The 24,323-nt window shown below is 33.8% G+C and carries 21 protein-coding genes and 2 tRNA genes; 11 read left to right on the top strand and 12 right to left on the bottom strand.

Features of this window, described 5'->3' with window-relative positions; translation table 11 throughout:
- Positions 1-16: 16 nt before the first annotated feature.
- From ICJ83_RS11580 to ICJ83_RS11570, 3 genes are all read left to right on the top strand, one after another.
- Positions 17-101: transfer RNA gene (locus ICJ83_RS11580), tRNA-Ser, on the top strand.
- Positions 102-406: 305 nt separating this feature from the next.
- Positions 407-1,114, top strand: coding sequence for a fatty acid desaturase (locus tag ICJ83_RS11575; protein ID WP_223154751.1), 708 nt, complete (start codon positions 407-409; stop codon positions 1,112-1,114).
- Between the two features lie 313 nt (positions 1,115-1,427).
- Positions 1,428-1,512, top strand: a tRNA-Ser gene (locus tag ICJ83_RS11570).
- A gap of 56 nt (positions 1,513-1,568) precedes the next feature.
- On the opposite strand, the gene ICJ83_RS11565 is transcribed toward ICJ83_RS11570, so the two are convergent.
- The 3 genes from ICJ83_RS11565 to glyA all read right to left on the bottom strand — a co-directional run bounded on the left by ICJ83_RS11565 (position 1,569) and on the right by glyA (position 5,975).
- A complete protein-coding gene (locus ICJ83_RS11565) occupies positions 1,569-2,612 on the bottom strand; it encodes an NAD(P)-dependent alcohol dehydrogenase (protein ID WP_188230556.1) in 1,044 nt (347 codons plus the stop codon).
- A gap of 611 nt (positions 2,613-3,223) precedes the next feature.
- Positions 3,224-4,396 (bottom strand): MalY/PatB family protein, encoded by a 1,173-nt coding sequence (locus ICJ83_RS11560; RefSeq protein WP_188230555.1) that lies wholly within the window; start codon positions 4,394-4,396, stop codon positions 3,224-3,226.
- A 304-nt stretch (positions 4,397-4,700) separates the two neighbouring features.
- On the bottom strand, positions 4,701-5,975 hold the full coding sequence (gene glyA / locus ICJ83_RS11555) for a serine hydroxymethyltransferase (protein ID WP_188230554.1): 1,275 nt from the start codon (positions 5,973-5,975) through the stop codon (positions 4,701-4,703).
- Positions 5,976-6,178: 203 nt separating this feature from the next.
- Between glyA and fahA the strand changes: the two genes are divergently transcribed.
- From fahA to ICJ83_RS11530, 5 genes are all read left to right on the top strand, one after another.
- Positions 6,179-7,465, top strand: a complete 1,287-nt coding sequence (gene fahA / locus ICJ83_RS11550; RefSeq protein ID WP_188230553.1) for a fumarylacetoacetase — start codon at positions 6,179-6,181, stop codon at positions 7,463-7,465.
- A 99-nt stretch (positions 7,466-7,564) separates the two neighbouring features.
- On the top strand, positions 7,565-8,743 hold the full coding sequence (locus tag ICJ83_RS11545; protein ID WP_188230552.1) for a hypothetical protein: 1,179 nt from the start codon (positions 7,565-7,567) through the stop codon (positions 8,741-8,743).
- A 320-nt stretch (positions 8,744-9,063) separates the two neighbouring features.
- Entirely contained in the window at positions 9,064-10,353 is a 1,290-nt protein-coding gene (locus tag ICJ83_RS11540; RefSeq protein ID WP_188230551.1) for a serine hydrolase domain-containing protein, read from the top strand.
- A gap of 183 nt (positions 10,354-10,536) precedes the next feature.
- Positions 10,537-11,487 (top strand): NmrA/HSCARG family protein, encoded by a 951-nt coding sequence (locus ICJ83_RS11535; protein WP_188230550.1) that lies wholly within the window; start codon positions 10,537-10,539, stop codon positions 11,485-11,487.
- A gap of 39 nt (positions 11,488-11,526) precedes the next feature.
- Complete coding sequence (locus ICJ83_RS11530) at positions 11,527-12,012, top strand: YybH family protein (RefSeq protein WP_188230549.1); 486 nt, start codon at positions 11,527-11,529, stop codon at positions 12,010-12,012.
- A gap of 24 nt (positions 12,013-12,036) precedes the next feature.
- Here the strand turns inward: ICJ83_RS11530 and ICJ83_RS11525 are convergent, their stop codons facing one another.
- The 5 genes from ICJ83_RS11525 to ICJ83_RS11505 all read right to left on the bottom strand — a co-directional run bounded on the left by ICJ83_RS11525 (position 12,037) and on the right by ICJ83_RS11505 (position 16,042).
- On the bottom strand, positions 12,037-13,722 hold the full coding sequence (locus ICJ83_RS11525; RefSeq protein WP_188230548.1) for a pseudouridine synthase: 1,686 nt from the start codon (positions 13,720-13,722) through the stop codon (positions 12,037-12,039).
- A 138-nt stretch (positions 13,723-13,860) separates the two neighbouring features.
- A complete protein-coding gene (locus ICJ83_RS11520) occupies positions 13,861-14,256 on the bottom strand; it encodes a gamma-glutamylcyclotransferase family protein (protein ID WP_188230547.1) in 396 nt (131 codons plus the stop codon).
- A gap of 131 nt (positions 14,257-14,387) precedes the next feature.
- Complete coding sequence (gene ytxJ / locus ICJ83_RS11515; RefSeq protein WP_188230546.1) at positions 14,388-14,777, bottom strand: bacillithiol system redox-active protein YtxJ; 390 nt, start codon at positions 14,775-14,777, stop codon at positions 14,388-14,390.
- A 43-nt stretch (positions 14,778-14,820) separates the two neighbouring features.
- Positions 14,821-15,111, bottom strand: a complete 291-nt coding sequence (locus ICJ83_RS11510) for a chaperone modulator CbpM (protein WP_188230545.1) — start codon at positions 15,109-15,111, stop codon at positions 14,821-14,823.
- Position 15,112: 1 nt separating this feature from the next.
- Positions 15,113-16,042, bottom strand: coding sequence for a DnaJ C-terminal domain-containing protein (locus ICJ83_RS11505; protein WP_188230544.1), 930 nt, complete (start codon positions 16,040-16,042; stop codon positions 15,113-15,115).
- A gap of 288 nt (positions 16,043-16,330) precedes the next feature.
- Here ICJ83_RS11505 and clpB point away from each other — a divergent pair, with 288 nt between their 5' ends.
- The 3 genes from clpB to deoC (ICJ83_RS11490) all read left to right on the top strand — a co-directional run bounded on the left by clpB (position 16,331) and on the right by deoC (ICJ83_RS11490) (position 20,681).
- Positions 16,331-18,937, top strand: a complete 2,607-nt coding sequence (gene clpB / locus ICJ83_RS11500; RefSeq protein WP_188230543.1) for an ATP-dependent chaperone ClpB — start codon at positions 16,331-16,333, stop codon at positions 18,935-18,937.
- Positions 18,938-19,248: 311 nt separating this feature from the next.
- Positions 19,249-19,923, top strand: a complete 675-nt coding sequence (gene deoC, locus ICJ83_RS11495; RefSeq protein WP_188230542.1) for a deoxyribose-phosphate aldolase — start codon at positions 19,249-19,251, stop codon at positions 19,921-19,923.
- A gap of 110 nt (positions 19,924-20,033) precedes the next feature.
- Positions 20,034-20,681 carry a deoxyribose-phosphate aldolase gene (gene deoC, locus ICJ83_RS11490; RefSeq protein ID WP_188230541.1) on the top strand — a complete coding sequence of 216 codons (648 nt, stop codon included), beginning with the start codon at positions 20,034-20,036 and terminating at the stop codon, positions 20,679-20,681.
- Between the two features lie 52 nt (positions 20,682-20,733).
- On the opposite strand, the gene ICJ83_RS11485 is transcribed toward deoC (ICJ83_RS11490), so the two are convergent.
- The 4 genes from ICJ83_RS11485 to pxpA form a co-directional block, all read right to left on the bottom strand.
- Complete coding sequence (locus ICJ83_RS11485; protein ID WP_188230540.1) at positions 20,734-21,729, bottom strand: LamG-like jellyroll fold domain-containing protein; 996 nt, start codon at positions 21,727-21,729, stop codon at positions 20,734-20,736.
- A gap of 189 nt (positions 21,730-21,918) precedes the next feature.
- Positions 21,919-22,776, bottom strand: a complete 858-nt coding sequence (locus tag ICJ83_RS11480) for a 5-oxoprolinase subunit C family protein (RefSeq protein ID WP_188230539.1) — start codon at positions 22,774-22,776, stop codon at positions 21,919-21,921.
- Complete coding sequence (pxpB, locus tag ICJ83_RS11475; RefSeq protein WP_188230538.1) at positions 22,769-23,500, bottom strand: 5-oxoprolinase subunit PxpB; 732 nt, start codon at positions 23,498-23,500, stop codon at positions 22,769-22,771. The genes ICJ83_RS11480 and pxpB overlap by 8 nt, the downstream gene beginning before the upstream one ends.
- A 4-nt stretch (positions 23,501-23,504) precedes the next feature.
- Positions 23,505-24,245 carry a 5-oxoprolinase subunit PxpA gene (gene pxpA / locus ICJ83_RS11470; protein ID WP_188230537.1) on the bottom strand — a complete coding sequence of 247 codons (741 nt, stop codon included), beginning with the start codon at positions 24,243-24,245 and terminating at the stop codon, positions 23,505-23,507.
- Positions 24,246-24,323: the final 78 nt, after the last annotated feature.

Genomic DNA, 24,323 nt, shown 5'->3' with positions numbered 1-24,323 from the left:
CTGATGAGACACTCAAGGAAGAATGGCAGAGTGGTCGAATGCGGCGGTCTTGAAAACCGTTGAGGGTCACACCTCCGGGGGTTCGAATCCCTCTTCTTCCGCTTAAAGCCTTGTAATCACATGATTTACAAGGCTTTTTTTTATTTCATCAGCCTATAGAGAATATACTAGTATTGTTTGTCGTACTCCAAGTCAAATCGAAAACTATATAAGTCATTATTTAAAATAATAACACTTTTTAAACAGCTGTTTTATAACACCGTATTAAAATAGACCATTAGTTATTTTGTGATTATTTGCTTTGATTTCAGAATCACCTAGCAACTTATAGAGAATTTTTCCATTTTGACGAGTATTTAATTTTTTCTTATTTATTTTAGAGTTATTTTATACTAAAATGCCAAATTTGAAAAGGAAAAACAAAAGTTTAATTCTTAAAAAACCTGTTGACCCTATGGGGGTTATCCTTGCGATAGCTCTAATTATTGCGTGGTTTTTAAGCTTATACTTCTTATTGAATTACCCGATTAACTACAAAAACGGTTTTACATATTTAGCCATTTATATACAAACGCATTTGTATACAGGACTTTTTATAACCGCTCACGATGCCATGCACGGCAGTGTTTCAAAAAGCAAAAAGGTTAATACCTTAATAGGACGTATTACTGCTATTTTATTTGCTTTTAATTTTTATGATTTATTATATAAAAAACATCATTTACATCATAGGTTTGTTGCTTCAGAAAATGACCCAGACTTTCATGAGTCAGGAAATTTTTGGTTATGGTACTGGAATTTTATAAAAAATTATATCACTCTAAAGCAGCTTGTTCTAATGACTGTTAGTCTTCAGGTTTTAAATATGTTTTTTTCGTTCGAAAATCTACTTATTTTCTGGGTGTTACCAAGCATACTCTCCACTTTTCAACTTTTTTATTTTGGAACTTTTATTCCTCATAAAAACGGACACAATCATGATAACAAACATCATTCAGGTACTTTGAAAAAAAATCATTTATGGGCTTTTTTAAGTTGCTATTTTTTTGGTTACCATTATGAGCATCATGATGCTCCTGGTATTCCATGGTGGCGATTATGGCAAGTTAAGTAGCAAAATAATTGAATGTGATTTTAAAACTTTTACACCTGTTTTGATAACTTTTTCTAAATATAAAACACATCGGATGGCTATTTATAAGAAAGAATAATAGTAACTCAAATTATCGTTGTCCCATTTTCGCTTGCAATTTCGAATTAACATAACAGAATAAAAATCTCTTAACACATTTAAATACAAAACGTTACTTTAATTTATCGAAAACTCTAACAATAAGACAAAAAATGTTGTAAAAAAATGTTTGATAGAAACATAAAAGGTTATTATATTTGCAGCCGCAATCAGGCACATCTGATGAGACACTCAAGGAAGAATGGCAGAGTGGTCGAATGCGGCGGTCTTGAAAACCGTTGAGGGTCACACCTCCGGGGGTTCGAATCCCTCTTCTTCCGCTTAAAGCCTTGTATTCAAATAAATTACAAGGCTTTTTTATTTTATTGACTTTTAATTAAGACTTCATATCAATAACAAATCGATATTTAACATCCCCCTTTTCTAACCGGGCTAAAGCCTCATTTATTCCTGAGGATTTTACTAATTCGATATCTGCAGTAATATTATGATCATAACAAAACTCAAGCATTTCCTGAGTTTCAGCTATCCCTCCTATACTTGACCCTGAGAAACTTTTTCTACCACTTACTATGCTGAAGGCTCCTATTTCTAATGGTTCACTTGGTAAACCAACTAAAACCAAGCTACCATCAACCTTCAACACATTTAAATAAGCGTTCACATCATGCTTGGCCGAAACCGTGTCCAAAACCATATCGAAACCAGATTGATTCTTCATTTGTTCTGAATCCTTAGATAACACCGCTTCATCTGCACCTAAATGTTTAGCATCGTCCATTTTGTCTTTAGAAGTTGTAAATACTGTAACGTGTGCCCCCAATGCTTTTGCTATTTTCACTGCCATATGTCCCAATCCACCTATACCTACTATACCCACTTTTTTACCTGGACCGACTTTCCAGTGTTTTAAAGGAGAATAGACCGTAATTCCGGCACATAACAATGGTGCTGCCGCTGCCAAATCCTTAAATTCAGGCATTTTTAAAACATACTCAGCATCACATACAATTTTTTGCGAAAACCCACCGTAAGTTACACCTCCAATATGTTTATCGGGCGCGTTAAATACTAAAGTCCAGCCCGATTCACAATACTGTTCTTCTCCATGATTACAATGTGAACACACGCCACAACTATCAACTATACAGCCTATTGCAGCTAAATCCCCTATTTTAAACTTATTTACTTTACTTCCTGCTTTAGTTACTTTTCCGATATTTTCATGTCCTGGAACTACAGGAAATACTGTAATGCCCCAATCATCACGAAGCACATGTAAATCGGAATGACATATGCCACAATACAATATCTCTATCTCAACATCGTTATCCAAAACCGTTCGACGATTTATATCCATCCCTTTTACAGGCAAATGTGCAGCCTCTGTTCCAAATGCTTTTGTTAGTGTTGTTTTCATAAGCTTTAATTTTAGCTGTTTATTTAAGTTAATGCTATTCAAATAATCAAACGGATATATAACGATATAACCAGAAAAAGCATAAAATCATTTGTCAAAAGCCATTGCTTCCTTTTGATTTTAGATATATGTATATAAACTAACTGGAATTAATATTTAGCCCCTAGATTCTTTGCTGTTTTATTATCACTTTAAAATATTGAGAATAATAATGTAATCAAAATTAATTCAAGTAGGATTGGGAGACAACTCACTAAGTTACGATATAATAGGCATTTTTACTTAATAAAAAGAAAATACTACAACTAAAAACCACTCGGTGTCGTTAAAAGTAGATGAAACCTCTTATTTTATAAATGTCTTGGATTCCTTTTAATTGTTATAATAACGCAATGATTGATAGTATTATAGATTATTCCATTTTACATTAGAATTGTTCGCCTAATTTTCAATACTATAAAATTTTTTAGTAAAACTTTTCACGGCATCAAATAGGTCTCAAAATTTTAATTTCTCCTATTTTATATTTGTCGCTTGGCCTCTTAAAAAAAGGCTATTTCTAACCAATCATTTAAATTTAACAGTAAACAAATTGTCATAAATCCGCAACACTATAAATTATCAATAACCTGTTTTAATGTTTTAAAGGCATCCTCTATTTTTTGTTTTGGTGAAGCTATATTCATGCGCATAAATAAATTATATTGATCTCCAAACCAATAGCCTGGTGCTAAACCAAGTTTTGCATTCTTAAACATAAGTTCCTTTAACTCATCTTCTGAAATTTTAAGTTTTGAAAAATCCAACCAGACTTGATACGTCCCCTCTGGTTTAATCATAGTAATCTGAGGTAAATCGTTAATTAAAAAATTGTCAATCCAGTTTACCGTTTCTTCTAAATACATTACTAATTCATTAACCCATACTTCCCCTTTAGTATATGCAGCCAGAGTGCCATATGCTGTTAAAGCACCTCCATGATGTAAATACATCGATGTTACTAGATTATAATTTTTTTCAAATAATTCTTTGTTCTGAACATAAATATAGCCATTAGCATTACTTTGCATTCCGAAAGTTTTCGCTGGCGACCCCAGAATAGCGATATGGTTTTCTGTATTGCTAAAGGATAAGATACTATTGAATTTAGAATTAGAGTATACTATTTCAGAATGTACTTCATCGCTAACAATGGTAACCTGGTATTGATTTGCAAGTTTAATTAAGGTCTCTAATTCTTTTTGATGCCACACGCGTCCTACAGGATTATGTGGATTACACAACAAAATAATTTTAGTACTCTCCGATTTTAATTGATTTTCCATTTGCTCAAAATCGAATGTGTAACGACTGTTTTCAAATTTCAAAGGATTGTCTATTATTTTTCGGTTAGCACCTTTGATTACGCTAAAAAACTGATGATATACAGGTGTTTGAATCATAACCCCATCCCCCTCTTCGCTCAATGTTCGGAGTAATATGGCTATAGCCGTTAACACCCCATTGACTTGAATAAAGTATTCAGGGTTTAATTTTAAATTATGTCTTCTGAAATTCCAATCGGAAATGGCTTTGGTCACCATTGGTGTAATATCTTCGTAAGCATAAATACCTCTCTCCACTATATCCGTTTGTGATTCGGTAATAGCTGATGCCACTTTAAAATCCATATCTGCTATCCAAAAAGGCTGGAGTTCCGCTGTACCAAACATACTTTTAAGGTACTTAGGGTTATTCTTAACAAAATTGTTTTCTGGGGAATGTTCGATATCGAAAATGCTCATTTAAAATCATTTTTTTATTACGAAAATCAAAACTACAAAGTTTTCAACGTTTACTTTATATTCATCTTACAATAGTTACAATAATATAATCCATCGCTATAATTTACGTTAGGATTGCAGTCGTATCCTTTGTCGCAATCTCCTTCTATTCTACCTGGTAAAATAATAGTTTACGAAAAAAACATAGAAGAAAGCCCAATCTTGAAATTTTACAGAAAGGTACCATTCTAAACCAAAACATCCCACTTTTTAAGGTGGGATGTTTTGGTTGTATGTCATGCTAAATAATTAGCATAGAATTTTATTAAGCTACAAATAGCGGTCTATTAGCCATTAAAGCATTAACTTTTTCAGCAACAGATTCTAAAACGGCATCATCTTGATAATTCATAATTACTTCATCAATTAACTCAACGATTTGAAGCATTTCATTTTCTTTTAATCCTCTTGTTGTAACCGCTGCTGCACCAATACGAATACCTGAAGTTACAAACGGTGAACGCGTATCAAAAGGCACCATATTTTTGTTTACCGTGATATCAGCTTTAACTAAAGCCTGCTCTGCATCTTTTCCTGAGATATCTTTGTTTCGTAAATCAATTAGCATACAGTGGTTATCGGTACCACCAGAAATAATATTATACCCTTTTGCTACTAATGCTTCTGCTAAAGTTTCAGCATTTTTCTTTACTTGTAATTGATAATGTAAAAACTCATCGGTTAAAGCTTCACCAAAAGCAATTGCTTTTGCTGCAATGATATGCTCCAGCGGTCCTCCTTGATTTCCTGGGAATACAGCAGAATCTAATAATGAAGACATTTTACGCAAACTTCCGTCTTTTAATTTAATTCCAAATGGGTTTTCAAAATCTTTACCCATCATAATCATTCCACCTCTTGGGCCTCTTAAAGTTTTATGAGTGGTAGTTGTTACAATATGACAGTGTGGCATTGGATCGTTTAAAATCCCTTTAGCTATCATACCTGCTGGATGTGAAATATCAGCCATTAAAATAGCGCCTACGCTATCTGCTATTACTCTAAATCTTTCAAAATCAATATCTCTAGAATAAGCCGAGGCACCTGCAATAATTAATTTTGGTTGCTCTTCTGTTGCTATTTCTTGAATTTTATCATAATTTAAAACACCTGTTTCTTGATCTACACCATAAAATACAGGGTTATACAATTTACCTGAAAAATTAACTGGCGAGCCATGTGTTAAATGCCCTCCATGTGATAAATCGAATCCTAAAATTTTATCACCTGGTGTTAAACAAGCATGATACACAGCAGTATTCGCCTGACTTCCTGAGTGTGGTTGTACATTTACATACTCGGCACCGAACAAAGTTTTAGCTCTGTCGATTGCTATTTGCTCTACTTCATCAACTACTTCGCACCCTCCGTAATAACGTTTTCCAGGGTATCCTTCAGCATATTTGTTTGTTAATACTGAACCAGCAGCTTCCATAACTTGATCACTTACAAAGTTTTCAGATGCAATAAGTTCTAAACCATGTAGTTGGCGCTCATTTTCAGCTTGAATTAATTCAAAAATTTGTTCGTCGCGTTGCATATAAAATTAAATTCTAGTTAAATATGCTGCAAAAGTAACAAATAGATTAGTTAAAATCATTAAAAAATCTATAATTACTTTCAAGTTTTCAACGGTTTTATCAACCCCATTTTAAAACCCAATTTTTATTCATTTTTTTATCTTAAATTGAAAAAATTATGTAGGTTTGAATATTATATATTAAAAAAACAAAAGCTAAAGCAATGCCATTATCCGCTAACAATCCAGATAGAACATCGTGGTTACACGTTGATAAAAATTCAGATTTTCCAATTCAAAACATTCCTTTTGGCGTGTTTTTAACCCGTGATGACATTATTACCATTGGTACGCGTATTGGAGATACAGCAATTGATCTAGGAGCACTACATCAATTAGGCTATTTTGATGGTATTCCACTAACGGATGATATTTTCCTTCAGGATTCTTTGAATGATTTTATTGCTGATGGCCGTAAAACTTGGCGTGCTGTTAGAGACCGAATTGCAGAAGTTTTTGATAGTAATAATGATACCTTAAAACACAATAAGAGTCATAAAGAAATTGTATTATTTCGTTTAGATGAAATTGAAATGCAATTACCTGTTCAGATTGGCGATTACACCGATTTTTACTCGAGTATGGAACACGCCACTAATGTGGGTACCATGTTTAGAGACCCAGATAATGCTTTACTGCCTAATTGGTTGCATATCCCTGTGGGCTATCACGGAAGGAGTTCTTCGGTTATTCCTTCAGGGATACCTGTACATCGCCCACAAGGACAAACACTACCAAATGGTGCTACAGAGCCCGTGTTTGGCCCAAGTAAATTAGTAGATTTTGAATTAGAAATGGCTTTTATAACTACCGACGCTAATGATTTAGGCGAGCCTATTCCTGTAGATGAAGCTGAAGAGTACATCTTTGGTCTTGTTTTATTAAATGACTGGAGTGCGCGCGACATCCAAAAATGGGAATACGTACCGTTAGGACCATTCTTAGCTAAAAACTTTGCCACCTCTATTTCACCTTGGATTGTAACACTTGATGCGTTAGAACCTTACAGAGTTGAAAGTCCAAAGCCCGTTAAACCACAACTGCCATATCTTAAAACTACTGGCAAAAAGAAGAGCTTTGATATTAACTTGGAGGTTTCCATACAACCAGAAGGATCGAAAGAAAATATGGTATGTAAATCCAATTTTAAATACATGTACTGGAATATTTCACAACAATTAGCTCATCACACCATTAACGGTTGCCCTGTAAATTCTGGCGATTTAATGGGTAGCGGCACTATTTCTGGTCCAACACCAGACTCTTATGGATCCATGCTAGAACTAACCTGGAGAGGCGAAAATCCAATAAAATTAAAAGATGGTACAGAACGAAAATTTATAAACGATAACGACACCGTTATTATGCGTGGCTATTGTGAAAAAGACGGCACACGAATTGGTTTTGGTGAAGTTTCTACTAAATTGTTACCCGTTTTTAAAAAGAAATAACCCTAACTACCAAGTTGAGGCACTGTAAAAATTGAAAAATCATTTCGGTTTTGGCATTACATTTGAGATGCTTGTTTTTATAACCTCAAATTTAAGCTTATGAAAAAATTACTACTCGTTAATGTTTTATTCATTATCCTTTCAGCATGCAGTGCAAGCAAACAAATTGAGAAATCGTTGAGTTCTGGTAATTACGACCAAGCCATTTACGACGCAATTAATAAATTAAAAACAAATAAAGATAAAAAGGGAAAGGCCGAATACATTGTCATGCTTCATGAAGCCTATAATAAAGCTACTGAACGCGACCTGGGAACGGTAAATTTTTTGAAGAAAGATAATAATCCTGAAAATTTTATTCGCATCTACGATACATATGTGAATATGGATCAGCGTCAAGAACGCATAAAACCCATTTTACCACTTTATGTTAATGGTAAGGAAGTGCGCTTTAAGTTCAACGATTACACCAATCAAATAATCGGATTTAAAAATGATGCATCATTACAAATGTACAATTCCGCATCAGCTTTATTAAATTCAAATAACAAATTAGATTACCGCAAAGCATATAACGATTTTAAAACCATTGAGGATATAAATCCTAACTTTAAGGATGTAAGGCAACTAATGGAAATTGCTCATAATAAAGGAACCGATTTTGTGCTTGTAAACATTATAAATGACACAGAAAAAGTTATTCCTCAACGTTTAGAGGATGACTTGTTAAATTTTAGTACTTATGGCATAAATAACTTGTGGACTGTTTATCATAATACCCAAGTAAACAATGTTAATTATGACTACAATATGAGATTGAACCTACGAGGTATAAACATATCTCCGGAACAGATTAAGGAACGACAAATAATTAAGGAGAAACAAATTGTTGACGGTAAAAAGAATTTGTTAGATGAACAAGGTAATCAAGTAAAGGATAGCTTAGGAAATGCTATTCAAGTTGATAATTTAAAAACAGTACGCTGTGAATATTATGAATCTACTCAATTTAAGTCGGCACAAGTTAGTGGCAATGTAGAATATATAAATCTAAACACAAAGCAGTTAGACGACACCTTTCCTATTACCAGTGAATTTGTCTTTCAACACATTTTTGCAACTTCAAAAGGAGATAGACGCGCTTTAGAAACGGATTTAATCCCCTATTTAAACAATCGACGCGTTCCTTTTCCGAGCGAATCGCAAATGATTTATGATACCGGCGAAGATCTTAAAGCGCAACTCAAACAAATTATAAATTCTTATAATATTCGATAAAAAAAGCCCAGAAATCTGGGCTTTTTTTTTGATGTCTTCTTGTATTCTCAACAATCTCATCTATACAGCAAATTGTACTGTTGATTGAAGATTTAAATTATTATTAGTTTTCACCTATAAACTCTAATAATAAATCATCGAAAAATATAATAACTAGCTTATTTTACGTTTGTATTTATAAACATAATATTCATTATAAATAGTTAACTATTTTTTTTATTTTTAAACGATTTTATAATTATTTAACACTTAATCGGATTAAATAAACATTTTATCGTATATTTGCATTAACCAGCCAATTTTAACCCCTAACTTAAACCATGAAAAGACTAAAAGCCTTTTTCAAGCCTTTGCTTTTTATTCTCGTTGTTTCTTCCTTAATTTTGGTAGTGTTTAAAACTAGTGATACATCTGAAAAAGAAATTAGTGAGGCTCCAATAAAACCGAAAAAACCAAAAATAGACCCTCAATTAATTCAACGGTATAAAGAACAACAAGCGGATTTGCAAAACGCTGTATCTAATTATTTTCAAAAAGCAATTGCTAAAGGAGACATCATAGGCGCTGGCGTAAGCATCGTAAAAGGTGATTCCATTGTAATTTCTGAAGGCTTTGGAAAAAAGCATGCAAAACATAATGATGACGTAGATAACGAAACTATTTTTAGATTAGGATCTTTATCTAAAGGGTTTGCCGGAATTTTAGCTGCTAGTTTTGAAGATGAAGGTTTGTTGCACTGGGAGGACCGTATAAGTGATTACATTCCTGAATTTCAGTTAGGCGACAAAAATAATACAGATAAAATTACCCTTGCTAACCTTCTTTCGCATACATCAGGTACTCCCTATCATAGTTTTACAAATCTAGTTGAGGCGGGATTACCTCTTATGGAAATTGCAAATCGGTTTAAAGAAGTAACACCGGTTAGCACCCCTGGATCTATGTATAGTTACCAAAATGCCATGTTCGCCCTTTGTGGGGAAGTTATTCGTAAAGAAACAGGTCAGGACATTACATCAGCTCTAATAAATCGTTTTTTTAAACCTTTAGGCATGCATTCTATTTGTATGGATCACGAAACCTTAACGCATTCAGACAACGTTGCTTTCCCTCATATAAAACGAACAAGAGGTTGGAAACCTATAAAACTAACCAACAAATACTATAACGCTATAGCTGCGGGCGGAATTAATGCCAGTGCTTTAGATATGGCGAAATGGATGCGCTTTTTACTAGGACATAATCCAGAAATAATGGATAAAAATGCTCTATTTGATGCTTTTAATCCCTTTGTTGAAATTGGTGGTCGTAGTAAATATTATCAGCGATGGCCAGGGCATTTAAAATCGTATTACGGATTTGGTTGGCGTATACATAAATATGCTGAAAAAAATACAAAACAAGAAAAAACAATTATTCATCACGGAGGTAGCGTTAACAATTTCAGAAATGAAATAGCTCTTTTCCCTGAAGACGACTTAGGTATTTGTGTACTACTTAACAGTCACTCTAGAATTGCTTCCAATGTTATTCCTGAACTTAAAGAAATTGTTTTAAAGGTTTATCAAAAGCCAATAAACAACCATGCAACAGACATTGCCAGTCTTTAATTTTATTCATTTCTAATATTTCAATACTCTTATCTATATAAACATGAATATAACTTGTTAAACATCAGTATTTAACTGTTGTTTTTACTACATATTTTCATTACCTTTAGAATTCTACGTAATAAAAATACCCCGCCCATTTCTTAACTTATTTAAAGCGTTATGCCTTAAAAAAACTAACAAATGGAAAATAAAAAAATTATTACCGTATTTGGAGCTACCGGCGCTCAGGGTGGCGGATTGGTGCGTGCTATTTTATCAGATCAAAACTCTGATTTTACCCCTAGGGCAATTACCAGAAACAAAAACTCAGATAAAGCTAAAGCCCTTGCCGATTTAGGCGCCGAAGTAATGGAAGCCAATATTGACGCCCCAGAAAGCATGAAACATGCATTGAACGGTGCTTATGGCGCTTATTTTGTGACTTTCTTTTGGGAGCATTTTTCTGCCGATAAAGAATATGACGAAGTCAAAGATTTTATTAATGCAGCCAAAGACGCTAACCTAAAACACATTATTTGGTCAACCCTAGAAGACACAAGAAATTGGGTTCCACTAAATAGTGACCAAATACCAACACTACAAGGCAAATACAAAGTTCCTCATTTTGATGGTAAAGGTGCCGCAGATTCACTTTTTACTGATGCTAATCTTCCTGTAACATTTTTAAGAACATCGTTTTACTGGGATAATCTAATATATTTTGGCATGGGACCTCAAAAAGGTGAAGATTCAAATTATTATATAACATTCCCAATGGATGATAAAACTCTGGCAGGTATCGCTGCTGAAGACATCGGTAAATGCGTTTACGGAATCTTTAAAAAAGGAGAAGATACTATAAATAAAACCATTGGCATAGCAGGAGAAAAATTAAGTGGCAAAGATATGGCTCAAAAATTATCTAAAAGCCTAAATATAAATGTCATTTATAATAATGTGAGCCCAGAAACTTATCGGAATTTTGATTTCCCGGGAGCCGATGATTTAGGTAATATGTTTCAGTTTAAACGTGATTTTAATGATGATTTTAACAAAGTTCGCGATGTACAATTTTCATTAGAACTTAACCCAGAGCTACAAAACTTCGACAAATGGTTATCTCTAAACGCCTCACGTATACCAATTGAATAAAAATGCTCTTAAGTTTTAAAACCACTTAAACATTAAATTATGAAATATGTACTTTTTCTCATTCTAGTAGGCATAAATTTTCAAGCTTGCAAACAACAGGAACCACTTAAAGATAAATCAGTTACTAAAAAAATAGATATTGAAGCCGAATTAAAGTCTATAGAACAAACAAGACATGGATTTGAGCAAGCTATCAAAGAAAAGCGATACAGCGATTTAAAACAATACGCTACACATGATATGAAAGGAGTTTCGCCAGGTAGCGAAGACTGGCTGGAATACAAGCGAATACGAGAAAAACCCATGGGGCAATTTAGTTACGATAGCATAATTATGCGACCACAGGAAACCGTTATTGTGAGCGACTCTGTTGCATACGACTTTGGAACCAGTAATGTTTACTACACAAATGCAAACGGTGAACCCATAGAACTCGAAGACACCTTTTTGGTTATACTTAAAAAAGATAAAACCGATGGTAAATGGAAACTACATCGAGAAGTAGCTTCAGCAGTAGTTGAATAACATAGCCTCCTTTCTTAAAAAAAATTAAAATGGAGCTTCGCAGGTTATAGTAAGTGCCTGTTTAGAAATCGGATGCGTAAAACAAAGCATTTCTGCATGCAAATGCAAACGGTCTGATTTCACCCCATATAAATCGTCACCTACAATTGGCATACGCAAGCCTTGAGCATGAGCCGCATGAACCCTAAGCTGATGGGTGCGTCCGGTAATAGGATAAAAATAGATTCGGGTTTTACCATTTTCGATTGCTTTAACTTCATAATTAGTTACGGCAGGCTTTCCATGTTCATAACATACTAATTGCTGGGGTCGATTATCTAAATCTACTCGAAGTGGCAATTCTATTCTTCCTGATTCTGATTTTAATTCACCATCTAACAAGGCGACATATCTTTTTTTCACCGAGCGCTCAATAAACTGTCGCTGTAAGTTCTTGTGAATGCGTTCGTTTTTAGCTATCAATAACAACCCAGAGGTAGACATATCTAAGCGATGTACTAAAAGAGGACCTTTAGCTTTTGGTAAATACGTTTTCATTTTGGTGTAAACAGATTCCGATTGCGTTTTGCCTGGCACCGATAAAAATTCATGAGGCTTATTTACCAATAGTAAATAGTCGTCTTCATACACAATTTCTAATTTTCCTTGAAATGTGATCGCTTGTTCAATAGGATTATCATCAACCTCCAAACCTTGCATCATGTGTCCTAAGATAGGTTCACATTTGCTGCGACACGACGGATAAAACTGTTTATGTTTACGCACTTCCGATTTTGGCGATGCCCCCCACCAGAATTCAGCCATAGCTATAGGTCTGTAGTTATTTTCGTAAGCATATTGAAACAATTTAGGCGCAGCACATTCTCCAGAACCAGCTGGAGGAATTGGGGAATTTGTGTCCTTAAAAATAGTTAGCAAATCCTTCTTTTCTCCCTTAGCATTAAAAAAGGAATATTGTTCATGTATGCGCCGTTGCAATTTAGCTGACTGATTGGCTCTTTTATTTTTTAAATCCTGAATAGGCTTTAACAAGGCATTTAATTCTTGCTGGGCTTGCCCAATTTTTTTTTGCTGATCAACTTTTAAATACTTCAATTTTAATTGATAGCTTATACTTTGCTCTTTTAGTTCGTTGAACAGTTTCTGAAATTCCTTATCGGATAAAATACCTTTTGACTCATCGCGTTTCTTGTCTCGTATTTTCTTTTGAGCTTTCATGAATATCTTAAAATCTTTAATTTCTTTTTCTGCAGAAATTTGGGAAGATTCCAATAACTCATAAGCCAATTTTAACTCTGAAGCGGACTCTAAGGCTTCTATTTTCCGATTAATAGCATTCAATTTGGCTTCTCCTTTTTTATAAAACCCTTCAATATTTAAAGTATTAAAAATGGGAGGCACAAAACCTTTCAAATAATTACTTTCGGCTAGTTTACCTGAAAATGCTGCTAAATACCCTAAATCCCCATCCTGATCTTCAACAACCATAACACCAAACATTTTACCAATTATCAATCCGTCTAGCTTAGGGTTTAACCCAAAATTATGAATAAAATCCCTTTGAGACTCCAAATAAGACTGCAAATCATTAGCAGCTTCGATACATAAAGCATGTGGCTGATAGTAAAATGGAAAAGTAAACTTTTTTGGTAAAGCTACTTTTTTATCATTAGGTAATGGATGAAATAAAGATTGGGTAAACTTAGACATAATAGGGTTTAAACAGCTTGCAAAGAAATGAAATTTTACTTAGAATGTTAATTTTCAAAACTAACAACATTTGAAATTTTAAAACCGCATCATATAAAGCAACCATTGGATTTATGGAAACTGGTTTTAGATATCGAATTATATATAACGTCCAGAAGGAATTAATCTTAATTGATTAGTTGGTAAGTTATAAATATACACCCAAGTTTTTAAGGTATGACCTGCTTCCGTAAACGCTTCAACTTTTACACGCTTAAACAAATCCAAATCGGTTTGCTCTGCTCCTATGCCTTCATATTCATCTAACACTTTAAAAACCAATTCTGGATTTGATAATTTATAAATATTACCATAAACCTTTTTTGAAAAATCTTCACTTAAAATAGCGCCAGGAAACTCATCTACATCATACAATTTACCACAAAAGTAGCCATGACCAACAATTTCAGCATGCTTCTGTAAAAATTGTGACATTTCATTATTACAATCTTGCAATAATGTACCGTAAACAAATAAATACTGTCGTCTGTACAAAATTCAATTCTTAAAGATTAATAACCGGTGATAACTCAGTAACCTTATAATATACCAAGTTAGAATTTAACTTTAAATATATAAATTTTCAATGGCACACTCCAACTCCTGGAAAAATTTCAATCTTCTGTCTAAACCAGTTTAGACAACTCTAAATCTAAAATTTGCCCATGTGATGCATGTTTTACCACTTCACCATTTTTCACAGCTATTAACTGAGGGGACTCATGAAAAACATTGAAATTTTCAGCAATTAAATTCGATATATCACGATAATTAAGAAGATCGAGCACATACAAGTCCGCTTCTTGTTCGTTTAAATTATATTGAGTTTCAAACTGTCTTTTCACCATACGACTAATACCACATCGTGTAGAATGTTTAAAAATAATTTGAGGCTTGCTCGTCGATTTGGTTTTAATATTTTCTAACTGTTTTTTTTCATTTAACTCAATCCATTTTAAATTTAAGTCTTCATTTTCGTTTGAAGAGCCATTAAATAACTTATTAAATATTCCCATAAATTTATTTTTCTAAGTCCTAAGTCGCTATAAAAAGAAAACCTTACTCGTACCTGTTTAATTTGTTTTGTAATTTCCTGATTGTATCGTGAAGCCCTTCCATTTTATCGAGCATATGCTTTATAACTTCTATGCCTGCCATGTTGATTTCTAAATCATAATGCAACCTAATAATTTGCTCCAAGCGTGGCATGTCATCTTCTCGAATATATTTACTCGATTTTTGAACGACAAAGGTAACCAATTGATAGTTTTCAATAGCATCTATAAAATCGACATCAAGACTATGGTGCTCCATAATGTCTTGTATACTTATTAAAACAGTCTCTTTCATTTTAATCTAACTTTGAAAGTTTAACAAATAATTCTTTCTGCTCTGGAGTTAAATTTGTTGGTATCCTAACTTTGTAAGTAATATATAAATCACCAAACTCACCATCACGTTTATAAACAGGAAACCCCTTGCCTTTTAATCGTACTTTTGTTTCGTTTTGGGTTCCTGGTTTAACTGTTAATTTTACTTTATCCTTAAACGTATTAACAATTACTTCTCCTCCTAAAACAGCAGTATACAAATCAATATAATGTTCTGTATACAAATTGGCGGCATCACGTTTAAAATTATCATCGGGAGCTATATTAAAGGTGATATATAAATCACCGTTAGGGCCACCATTTACACCTACTCCTCCATGACCTTTAATTTTTATCGTTTGTCCATTTTCAACTCCCGCAGGTATGGTAATTCTAATACTTTTACCATTTAAGTTTAACACCTGTTTCTGTGTAGTATACACATCGTTTAGCGATAAATTCAAAGAAGCATTTAAATCTTGCCCTCTGAATTTTACAGAGCGTCCTCGCGAAAAACCGCCTGCTCCAGCCCCACCTCCAAACATGGTATTAAAAAAATCGGAAAAATCACTTTCATCAAAACCCGAAGACGTATACCTTTCGTAATTACCTTCGGAAAAACCACCCTGATTAAATCCATCCCCTTTGTTTCCCCGCTCTTTTTGAGCCTTTTCATAAGCTTCGGCATGCTCCCAATCTTTTCCGTACTTATCGTACTTTTTTCTTTTTTCCGGGTCACTAAGCACTTCATTCGCTTCATTAATTAACTGAAACTTTTGCTTGGCATCGGCGTCATTCGGGTTTATATCCGGATGGTATTTTCTAGCGAGTTTTCTGTAAGCTTTCTTTATCTCCGCTGTAGATGCCGATTTATCCAGACCTAAGGTTTTATAATAGTCTATATACTTCATAAGGCTTGCATTGAATTCTTTTTTTTAAACTCGATGTTTAAAAATACAAATTATTAAAAGCTAAATCAATACCTCTATAAAGATACCTTTTCAAAAAAAACAACTTAAATAATTCTATTTAAGATTTTAAAAATTGTAAATTCTATAGTATACGGTATAAACTCTACAAAAGCACTCATGTATGCCGAATCGTCATGCTTAAAAAAGAAAAACAAGACATTTTGTCGGCGTATTTTGAATGGTAAGAATTTTGAATTAAAGAAATAAACAAATGCAATTTAAGAAATTATGAACTTTAATAACTATACAATAAAATCACAAGAAGCCTTACAGCAAGCACAACAAATTGCTCAGGGCATAGGCCATCAACAAATTGAAAACGAGCATATTTTTAAAGCAATTTTCAATGTTGACGAAAACGTGTTACCATATATTTTAAAAAAATTAAACGTAAACGTTTCAATACTAGAACAGACTTTAGACAAACAACTAGAAAGTTTCCCTAAAGTATCTGGCGGCGACATCATGTTATCTCGCAATGCCGGAAAAACTCTAAATGAAGCCGCCTTAATAGCTAAAAAAATGAATGATGATTACGTGTCTGTCGAACATCTAATTCTTGCGGTTTTTAAATCAAACAGTAAGATTGCCCAAATGCTAAAAGATCAAGGGGTAACTGAAAAGGATTTAAAAGCAGCTATTGAAGAATTAAGGAAAGGCGACCGTGTTACTTCTCAAAGTCAGGAAGACACCTATAATTCATTAAATAAATACGCGAAAAATTTAAATCAATTAGCTAAAGATGGCAAACTAGATCCGGTAATTGGTCGGGACGAAGAAATTCGTAGAATACTTCAAATTCTATCTCGTCGTACAAAAAATAATCCAATTTTAGTTGGCGAGCCAGGTACGGGTAAAACTGCTATCGCCGAGGGATTAGCACATAGAATTATTGACGGAGATATACCCGAAAACCTAGTAGATAAACAAATCTTTGCCTTGGACATGGGCGCTTTAATTGCCGGTGCAAAATATAAAGGAGAATTTGAAGAACGTCTTAAAGCCGTTGTAAAAGAAGTTACAACAAGTGATGGTGATATCGTTTTATTCATTGATGAAATTCATACATTAGTCGGTGCAGGTAAAGGCGAAGGTGCTATGGATGCGGCTAATATTTTAAAACCAGCTTTGGCTCGTGGCGAATTGCGGGCAATAGGCGCTACCACCCTCGATGAATATCAAAAATATTTCGAAAAAGACAAAGCTTTAGAGCGTCGTTTCCAAAAGGTAATGGTTGATGAGCCAGACACCGAAAGTGCTATTTCAATTTTACGCGGTATTAAGGAAAAATACGAAACTCACCATAAAGTTCGCATAAAAGACGAAGCTATTATTGGCGCTGTAGAATTATCACAGCGATACATTACAAATCGTTTTTTACCCGACAAAGCTATAGACCTTATGGACGAGGCCGCATCGAAATTACGCATGGAAATCAACTCTAAACCAGAAGAACTAGATGTTTTAGATAGAAAAATCATGCAACTTGAAATTGAAATAGAAGCAATTAAGCGCGAAAAAGACGAAACCAAATTAAAAGCGCTTCGTTCGGATTTAGCTAACCTAAAAGAACAACGCAATGAAATCAATGCGAAGTGGAAAAGCGAAAAAGAAGTTGTAGACAATATTCAAAATACTAAGCAGAATATTGAAAATTTCAAATTAGAAGCTGAACGCGCAGAGCGTGATGGAGATTATGGCAAAGTAGCCGAATTGCGATACGGAAAAATTAAGGAAGCTCAAGAACAATTGGAAAACCTTCAAAAACAATTACAACAGCAGTCTGAAAACTCACTTATAAAGGAAGAAGTAACATACGATGACATTGCCGAAGTGGTTGCTAAATGGACAGGTATTCCAGTTACCAAAATGCTTCAAAGTGAACGTGAAAAATTATTAAAATTAGAAGATGAGTTACATAAGCGTGTTGTAGGGCAGGAAGAAGCAATTGAAGCCGTAAGCGACGCTGTACGTCGAAGCCGTGCAGGATTACAAAACCCTCAAAAACCGATAGGTACGTTCTTATTTTTAGGAACAACAGGTGTGGGTAAAACCGAATTAGCAAAAGCTTTAGCCGAATACTTGTTTGATGATGAAAACGCGATGACCAGAATTGACATGAGCGAATACCAGGAGCGCCATGCAGTAAGCAGATTAGTTGGTGCACCTCCTGGATATGTAGGCTACGATGAAGGTGGCCAACTCACAGAAGCTGTTCGACGCAAACCTTATTCTGTTGTTTTACTTGATGAAATTGAAAAGGCACATCCAGATACCTTCAATATTTTATTACAAGTGCTTGACGAAGGTCATTTAACCGATAATAAGGGACGCATAGCCGACTTTAAAAACACTATAATAATCATGACCTCGAATCTAGGTAGCCAGATTATTCAAGATCGTTTTGAAGCCACCAAAGATATTAATTCCGCTATCGAAACAGCTAAAATTGAAGTACTAGCGTTACTCAAACAAAGCGTTAGACCTGAGTTTTTAAACAGAATTGATGACACTATTATGTTTACTCCTTTAACAAAAGAAAATATAAGAGATATCGTAGGATTGCAAATAAAAAATATCACGAAAATGATTAATAAACAAGGGATTACTTTTGATGCAACCTCTGAAGCCATCGATTATTTGGCCGATAAAGGATATAATCCGGAATACGGTGCACGTCCGGTTAAACGTGTCATTCAAAAAGAAGTTTTAAATGCATTAAGTAAAGAAATTCTAGCAGGAAAAATCACCACTGATAGTATTATCTTACTCGATGCGTTTGACGAACAATTAGTCTTTAGAAATCAAAATAATTTAATTGCTGAAGAACTTTAATTAAACCTGCAATAAAGATTATTTAGAATAACAGCCGTGACAGCGTTAACAATATTGTTAACGCTGTCGCGTTTTAAGGGCAACATTAAATTTAAGTAAAGCAACAATGTGATTTGAATTATTTTCTTACAAAAGTATTTTGCAAACGAAAAAAACTACTGATTTAAAACCACTCACATATAGCTTTAAAGAAAACACTCGTTATATAAAATAAAAATTAATTATTTTTACATTTGTAAAGCCCCAAAACCAAAAATGCCCGTATCTATCTATAGAACATTAAAATTTTAAAATTAAACCTACTTATACTTATGTATTTATCACAGTATATTGAATATACTCTGCTGAAACCAACAACAACTGAACGAGAAATAATAGATTTGTGTTACGAAGCTATAGAACACAATTATCACGTAATTTGTATAAACAGTTCCTTTGTACCCCTTGCAGCTCAATTCCTAAAAGACTCAAATACTAAAGTTTGCTCTGTAATAGGCTTTCCTTTTGGAGCAATGTCAACTCAAGCAAAAGTATTTGAAGCGAAAAAAGCTATAGAAGATGGCGCTCAGGAAATTGAAATGGTTATAAACCTAGGGTTTTTAAGAAGCAAAAATTACGTATCTGTATTTAAAGATATTAGTGATGTTAAATCCGCAATAGGCGATACGACATTAAAAGTTGTTTTAGAAATTTCAGAATTAAACAAAAACGAAATCGTAAAGGCGTGTGAAATATGTGTCGACGCCAATGTCGATTACATTAAAACATCAAGCGGGTTCTCTAAAGGTGGAGCAACCCTTACCGCTACTAAAATCATTAAAAAAACCATAAAAGACGCAGTTAAAATTGATGCCTGTGGTGATATTGTAGATTTAGAAACCGGAATGAAATATCTGGAGGCAGGGGTTCATCGTATAGGGTTTGACGCTATATTAAGCAAAAAGACCAAAAAGGCCAAAACCATCTCCTACAAAACAACAGCTTAATTTTTTCGTAATTCAGTAATTGTTATCTACTTTATGTATTATATTTAACATAAATTTTAACAATTACTGGATTCACTTTTTTTTTGAGTTCGGTATATCCTGCATAATATATGAAACAATTAAGCAGATATATAGACCATACACTTTTACGCCCCACCGCGACAAAGGAAGATATTACGAAATTGTGCCAAGAAGCCAAAACCTTTAATTTCTATTCAGTTTGCACCAATAGTTGTTACACGAAACACGCTAAAGAACAAACACTAAACAGCAAAGTTAAAGTCTGTTCTGTTATCGGATTTCCTTTGGGAGCCATGAGCACCAAAGCAAAAGTTTTTGAAACCACTCAAGCTATTAAAGACGGTGCAGACGAAATAGACATGGTCATGAATTTAGGGTTACTCAAAGCAAAAAACTTCACGAGCATTACACGAGAAATTGAATCAATAAAAGAGCAACTTAAAAACAAAGTATTAAAAGTTATTATTGAAACCTGTTATCTAACAGATGATGAAATCGTAAAAGCCTGTAAATTAGCTATACAAGCAGGAGCTGATTACATTAAAACTTCAACTGGTTTCGGTACGCATGGCGCTACTTTAAACCACGTGAAATTGATGAAATCCGTTGTCGTTGATAAAGCTAAAATAAAAGCCTCTGGAGGGATTAAAGATTACAATACTGCCTCTAAATACATTCAGTTAGGTGTTGACAGAATAGGAACATCTGCCGGAATTAAAATTGTTACCGACAAATAAAAAAGGCCTTAGAATACTCCAAGACCTTATTCTTTTAAATTCAAATTATGTTTTACTTTTTCACAACTTTGTAACTACCTGTTTTGTTGCCTGAATTTAATTTAACAACATATAAACCAGTTGGCAATTCACTTATATCTAATTGCCTGTCGAAAGATGCTTTCTTAACTACATTTCCTAGAATATCATAAACAATAGCATCAAAATCGTCATAAACAGAAGACTCAACATTTAAAAAATCCTGAACAGGATTTGGATACACATTTAACTCTCCTGCTTTAAATTGTTCATCCGCCACACTTAAGACGCCGCTATTCATAATAGACTGAATTTCCGACAGACTCTTTGTGGTGTCATACACCCTTACATCATCTATAAGCCCTCCAAAGTGTTCATTACCATCTCTATGTCCAATTTGGATTGGTGCAGAAAGAGTTTGCGGCACAATTGTGTTGTTAGGATTTGAATGTGTCGCTAAAACACCATCAACATAAAACTTAACGCTTCCTATCCATTCATTTGCAGGATAAACAACTGCTACATGATGCCAATTAAAATCATTCAAGGCATTTGAAAGCGCATCTGAAGACACACCACTACCATTCAATTCCGCTCTAACTTGTGTGCTATTTAAAAATTTTAATGTAAATCTATTCCATTTTGTATTTGGCCCCATACTTAAAATAGTCTTATTTACAAAACTATTAGCTACTCCCCCGCCAATATCATTTGCTTTTACCCAGGCACAAAAAGTACGAGCACCAGCATCAGCTATATACAAATTGGAAGATGATGTAATTTGTGTGGATGCCGAATTATCCGACAAATCAATTGCTTGACCAAATCCAGAATTCCCCGAGACAAAGGACCCAGTCATACCGTCAGCCCTGTTTAATGTAACCGTGCCAGTATTAGAATACGCGGTCAAATCTCCCTCAAACTTCACATGAAGAAATGCATTGGAATCTACGTCTTGAGCGTATGATAATGTTGAAAAAAAAGAAGCACTTGCGACTGCAAGACAATAAAAAGTAGTTTTAAAATTCATATTTATAATTAGTTAAAAATTCACAACTTGTATATATATATGACCTAATAAAACAACATAAATCTAGCTAATTAAAACAACCTCTAACTAAGTCATACATGAATAAGACGCAATAAAAAGGCAAGAGGGTGACATAGAATTAAAAAAAAGAAGAGGTGTTTAAAAGAAATATTATAATAAATATCAAAATCAACCTACCTCATCAAGCAACTCGAAAGTAAAAAGGTCTCCTGTAAACTTTTGAGCCATTACATCGATAGAAGACTCCGTTAGCTGTAACACTCTAGGATACCCTCCCGTAGTTTGACAATCTCTCATTAAAACAATTAATTGTCCAGAAGGCGTTAGCTGTACGGTACCTGGAAGCACAGGCGATGTTATTATTGGTGACAAATTATTCTCCAAGCGCTCTTCTAACTGATAAGCCATCCGGCTATTATTTTTTGAAACAGTGAATTGATTAGATCGTAAATCATCCTGCTGTGATGGCATCAATAAATCAAACTCAGGACCTTTAAACACCTCTACAACTTCACTCTCTAAATATTGATTATTTAGTTTAACTGAAGCGTACTTATTAACTATAAATGAATTCTTTAAAGTTATATTTAAAACGTCGTTTTTTGATAATAAATGATTATTTGTCACCCCTTTATACATACTAAAACTCCCTAAGACTTTTTCTGTTTGAAAACCATTTAAAACAGCTACATAACATCTTACGCCGCTTAACAGTTTACCAAATGACAACACATCATTTACCTTAACTTCAATCGGCTTATTTAAAGAAATCTCGTCATCGTTGATTTTTGGCGACAAATTAGCCCCAGACAAACAAATAATGGTTTCGCATTCAAATTGCAAACTAGCTCCTGTAATAGTCATTTCTAATACCGCCAAATCAGGAGGATTGCCCAAAATTACATTTGCCATACCAGCCGAATACCGATCCATAACACCTGCACATGGCACACCATAATGCTGAAAACTAACACGCCCAAAGTCTTGTATAGAAGAATAAAACCCTGGTTTTAATACTCTAACCATGAATCACCTCACTTTCTAACTCATATACTCCGGCCTCGCACAATATTTTAATATCATTATATTCTTTCAGGGAAACAGGTTTAAACTTTATAAAATCACCTGGTTGAGCAAAACAAGGTTTATCATTATTTAAATTAAAGAAAGACACAGGAGAATTCCCTATAACATTCCACCCTCCTGGACTAGCAACAGGATAAACTCCCGTTTGATTTCCTCCTATTGCAACAGCACCTTTTTCAACACGTAAACGTGGTGTTGCTTTGCGTGGCGTAAACAGTTTTTCGTTTAAACCTCCCAAATACAAAAACCCAGGTAAAAAACCAATAAAATATATTTTATAAACAGCTTCAGAATGTAGTTGAATCACTTCTGCTTTCGATAAGTCTTTTTCAATAGATAATTCAGTCAAATCCAGTCCAAAAATATCATCATAACAAACAGGAATCACCCATTTAATTACACTCAATGAAACATCATCATTTTTATCTATATAGATTTTATTTATAGTGCTTTTTTTTGCTTCAAAGTCAGGTATTTTATTTTTATAAAATACTATTAATGAGTTATATGCATGATTTACATAAAGTAACTCTTTAATTAGTAATTTAAACAATTTCTCCTTAAACCCAAGGATATCATGCAATATATCATCTTCTATTTTGTTTGGCCATTCAATTAAAATAGCACGTTCACCAAACGGTTTATAGGTTAAATTATAACTCATATAATCAGGATATTTTTACTCCTTTTAGATTTAATTTTTTCCATAAATTTTTCAGTAATTTAATAGCCTCAATATTATCTCCATGAACACAAATTGTATCCGCCTTTATAGGCATTATTTCACCGCCTATAGTTTTCACCTCATGCCTTGAAACCATCCTGTAAACATGTTCAAACATCGCATCAACCTCATGAATTAATGCATTTTTTTCTTGTCTTGAAACTAGCGTTAAATCATTATTATAATTTCTATCCGCAAAGACTTCATACACTACCGAAATATTATGCTGAACTGCCAATTTTGCAATAACAGATTGATAAGGCACATACAACTGAATGGGCAACGCATAACTTTTAACAACCTCAATTATGACCTTTGCCAAATTTTCATCAATTGCTGCTAGGTTATATAATGCTCCATGTGGTTTAATGTGATGAAAACCAACTTGCAAATCATTTAATACATTAATTAAATTATCTGTTTGATGTTTTAAGGATTCAAACAGCGACACGTATGACATATCCATAGGCTGACGTCCAAAATTTTCCCTGTCTGGAAAGGAAGGGTGCGCCCCTACTTTTACGCCATACTTTTTAGCAGTTTTCACCACAGCACGCATAGTAGATTCATCTCCTGCATGTCCACCACAAGCAATATTACAAGATGATAAAAAGGGCATTAATTGCGCCTCATTGCCAACACCTTCTCCTACATCAGCATTAATATCTACTTGAAATAACTTCATAATTTCTTTAAATAAATTTTAGTATTCTATAAAAGGATTAATTAAAACCTAATTAACCCTTATAATTCTACCAAAACT

The sequence above is a fragment of the Aestuariibaculum sediminum genome (assembly GCF_014596945.1).
In the GTDB taxonomy this organism is placed as follows: Bacteria; Bacteroidota; Bacteroidia; order Flavobacteriales; family Flavobacteriaceae; genus Aestuariibaculum; species Aestuariibaculum sediminum.
This window is presented reverse-complemented; position numbering and strand designations above follow the sequence as displayed.